A 3,192-nucleotide genomic window follows, 5' to 3' on the forward strand; every position below is an offset into this window, starting at 1 on the left:
ACGAAGCCCGGGAATCTTGAATATTTTTGACATGGAGGAGAGTACTATGAGATTTTCATATTTGGTTTTGGATACCAGGGAAACCTCATTGGCCTGATCTAAAAAAGGAAGATAAGATTCATCGATAATAAAATAAGTATCTTCATGTTTTTGAATCAGGTACTCAAGTTTTTCCCGTAAAATAAGTGAACCCGTCGGGTTATTGGGGTTACAGATAAAGACCGTGTCCGCTTCTTTTGCCATTTGTGAAATTTCATCAATGTCAGGATTAAACATATCTGAGGCTCTTGCAAGGCAGTGCTGAAAGGAAGTTTTGTGCATGAGGCAGGCATCCTTATAATCCGAATACGCGGGTCCTGCAATTAATACCTTTTTGCAACCAAGGGCTTTGGGGATGGTATAAATAAACCATGTGGTGCCATTGCCTGCCACAACCCGGGTTTGATCAATCCCGTGAAATTTTGCAAACCCTTTTCTCATGGTCACTGCATCCGGTTCGGGAAGGGATCTGATTTTCAACAGGTTGTCACAAATAACTTTCTCTATATTTTCAGGCGGCCCCAGAGGATTTAAATTGCTGCTCATGTCAATAATATCATCAATGGCGCAGTCCAAAGTTTTTGCCAGATCTTTTTTATTACCCCCATGGCCGATAATCATTAAATTAATTCCTTTTACTTGTGACCTTCAGGTTATGTATGATCTTCTGGTTACGTGTGACCTTTAACCTAAAGGTCACACTCAGGTTAAAAAACTATTAATGCCCCGGTTGCCAGAAATAAAATAGCTTCTGTTATCTCATTCATGGCGCCCAGCATATCACCTGTAATACAATTGAGTTTCTTTTTATAAAAGCCCAATATTGATAAAATCGTTATCAGAAAAACAAGGTTCAAAACCAGGCCTTTATAACCCAAAAATAAAGAAATGGCCATTGGAATCAACACAAAGAAAAAATCCTTTAACCCCATTTGTTTTTCAAATAAATCAAGCCCGGTTCCTTTTTCTTTTCGGCCATAATTTAAAAACCGTATGCCAAATATCATTGCAGATCGTGAATAAGAAGGAATAATCAGGAGCAAAGCCAGGGTTTGAAAATGGGTTCCCGTTGTTTTGACACAATAAATCCCGGCTGTTTTAACGGCCAGGATGCAGAACACAGCCACAAGGCCCATCATCCCTGTTCTGCTGTCTTTCATGATTTCAAGCGCTCTTTGTCTGGGCCTGTGACTGAATATGCCGTCTGCCGTGTCCCCCAAACCATCCAAATGGAATGCCCCTGTTACCACGACCAGAAAAATAACATCCAGAACCGCCACAACAGCAGATGGCCAAACGTATGAAATAACCCCATCAAATACCAGCAGCAGGCCCCCCAATATCAGCCCGACAACGGGAAAATACTTGATCATGCCGAGGGGAGAATAGGTCACGTTTTTTCCTGCCGGAAGAATGGTAATAAACAAAATTGCAGATCTAAAATCCGTAAAAACCTTTTTCATTAACTTTGCTCTTTTAATTTGATCTATGTGGTCTCGGCTTTATCTGAACATCAATTCCGGCAACCATCATAACAACCTTATCGGCAATTTTTGCTATCCTTTGATTGACAAATCCGGCAATATCCCTGAACTGCCTGGCAAGTTTATTCTCCGGGACAATACCAGTACCCACCTCATTGGAAACCAGGAACACCGGACACCCACATTGCTCAAGAGAGTTTTCCAGATGTTTAATGGCCCCATCAATCTGAGCCTGATCATAGGAATGAAACAATAAATTGGCTGCCCAGAGCGTCAGGCAGTCCACAAGGATGACACCGGCTTCTGGGGAATATTGATTGATTTTTTCATGAATCCTGACCGGCTCTTCAATGGTATGCCAGCCTTCTCCCCGCTCTTTTTGATGCTTTTCCACCCGTTTTTCCATTTCAGAATCACTTGGCACTGACGTGGCAATAAAATATTTATTTTTTTCTACCCTATTGGTTTCTACCTTATTCGCTTGATTCAGGGCAAAGAAACTCTTCCCGCTTCTGCACCCTCCGATCACAAATATAATGTTTTTTTTCAAAATTTCGAACTATCCTTTAGCTAAATACCCTGAAAATTAATTTTTTTCCCAACTTATCTTATCCTTGCAGGTATTGGCAACTTAAAATTACACCTGTCAGTATATAAGAATTATGCTTTACATCCAAGTTTTATTCCTGTAGGACTTTTTTTAGAAAATGAATCTTATTTGCTTTGAGATCTTTTTAGGGAGGCGGGAATGATAAACCGGAACACTGTCAAGGTGCTCAACCTTAAGCCTGTCACCCGGACGATGTGTCATGACTTCTATGTAAAAATCAATTCCGAGTTTGACACACCTGAAGCCATAAAAGAGGCTGTTTCCTGGTGGCAGGATGATTATAAAAAATTGAATGATCTCTGGTGGGTTTTAAACTATTATTCAGACAATCTTGATCCAGATAGAAATATAAGAGCATTTGTTGAAAGACATCTGGATTCTCTTGCCCAAAAAAAGAAACCTCTTGTCGACTCTTAAATTATTCCGGCCTTAAATTATTCCGGGGACATTCTTTAGTGTGCCCTATTGCTGCCAACACCCCAGATATCGACAATTTTAGTATTTCCGGGATAATCAATGGTACGATAGGTGGTGATATTGGATAGTTTTCTCGTAATTTTTCCAAGCCGGGTTGCCTGGGATTTTATGGAATGGATGTTATTATCTTCTATATTGTTAGAATTTGAATCTATCAGCAATAATTCAGAATACCCTAAAATTGCCTGCAAGGGCTGATTAATCTCATGGCAGACCGCTCCTGCCATCTCAAGAACGCCCTGAAGTCTTTCCTTTTCATATTTTTCTTTTTCAACAGCTTTCCTTTGGGAAATATCTGTAAAGGTTGCAATGCTCCATGCCATCGGGTTGGAAATATCACTACAATTTACCCTTATTTGGACCGGAAACAGACTTTTATCCTTTTTAACCAGTTCAATTTCATAATCTGCCGTACCAGTGGTGCTAAGACTTGTATGTATTTTTTTCCCGATAAGATCGTAATCATCAATATCAGAATAGATCATCCGGGTATCTTTATTTTCAAAATCCGATTTTGATTGATACCCAAACATTTGAATCATTTCATTATTCACCCATTTAAAAATCCTGTTCTGCCCCAGA

Annotated in this window: 5 protein-coding genes; 1 reads left to right on the plus strand and 4 read right to left on the minus strand. The window is 39.8% G+C overall.

The annotated features are described in order from the left end of the window. The 3 genes from K8S13_RS10910 to cobU form a co-directional block, all read right to left on the minus strand. On the minus strand, positions 1 to 660 hold a 660-nt coding region (locus K8S13_RS10910), incomplete at its 3' end, for an aminotransferase class I/II-fold pyridoxal phosphate-dependent enzyme (RefSeq protein WP_291462475.1). A gap of 86 nt (positions 661 to 746) precedes the next feature. Then, on the minus strand, positions 747 to 1,502 hold the full coding sequence (gene cobS, locus K8S13_RS10915) for an adenosylcobinamide-GDP ribazoletransferase (RefSeq protein WP_291462476.1): 756 nt from the start codon (positions 1,500 to 1,502) through the stop codon (positions 747 to 749). Positions 1,503 to 1,515: 13 nt separating this feature from the next. Continuing rightward, a complete protein-coding gene (gene cobU / locus K8S13_RS10920) occupies positions 1,516 to 2,073 on the minus strand; it encodes a bifunctional adenosylcobinamide kinase/adenosylcobinamide-phosphate guanylyltransferase (protein WP_291462477.1) in 558 nt (185 codons plus the stop codon). A 198-nt stretch (positions 2,074 to 2,271) separates the two neighbouring features. Here cobU and K8S13_RS10925 point away from each other — a divergent pair, with 198 nt between their 5' ends. Further along, on the plus strand, positions 2,272 to 2,550 hold the full coding sequence (locus K8S13_RS10925; protein WP_291462478.1) for a hypothetical protein: 279 nt from the start codon (positions 2,272 to 2,274) through the stop codon (positions 2,548 to 2,550). Between the two features lie 35 nt (positions 2,551 to 2,585). Here the strand turns inward: K8S13_RS10925 and K8S13_RS10930 are convergent. After that, positions 2,586 to 3,192 (minus strand): histidine kinase dimerization/phospho-acceptor domain-containing protein (locus K8S13_RS10930; protein ID WP_291462479.1); only part of this gene is annotated, 607 nt, incomplete at its 5' end.

The sequence above is a fragment of the Desulfobacula sp. genome (assembly GCF_021107415.1).

What these genes read in the sequence shown, in the direction of transcription:
- cobS (WP_291462476.1), bottom strand. Translation starts at nt 1,502, where the DNA reads ATGAAAAAGGTTTTTACGGATTTTAGATCTGCAATTTTGTTTATTACC.
- K8S13_RS10925 (WP_291462478.1), top strand. Translation starts at nt 2,272, where the DNA reads ATGATAAACCGGAACACTGTCAAGGTGCTCAACCTTAAGCCTGTCACC.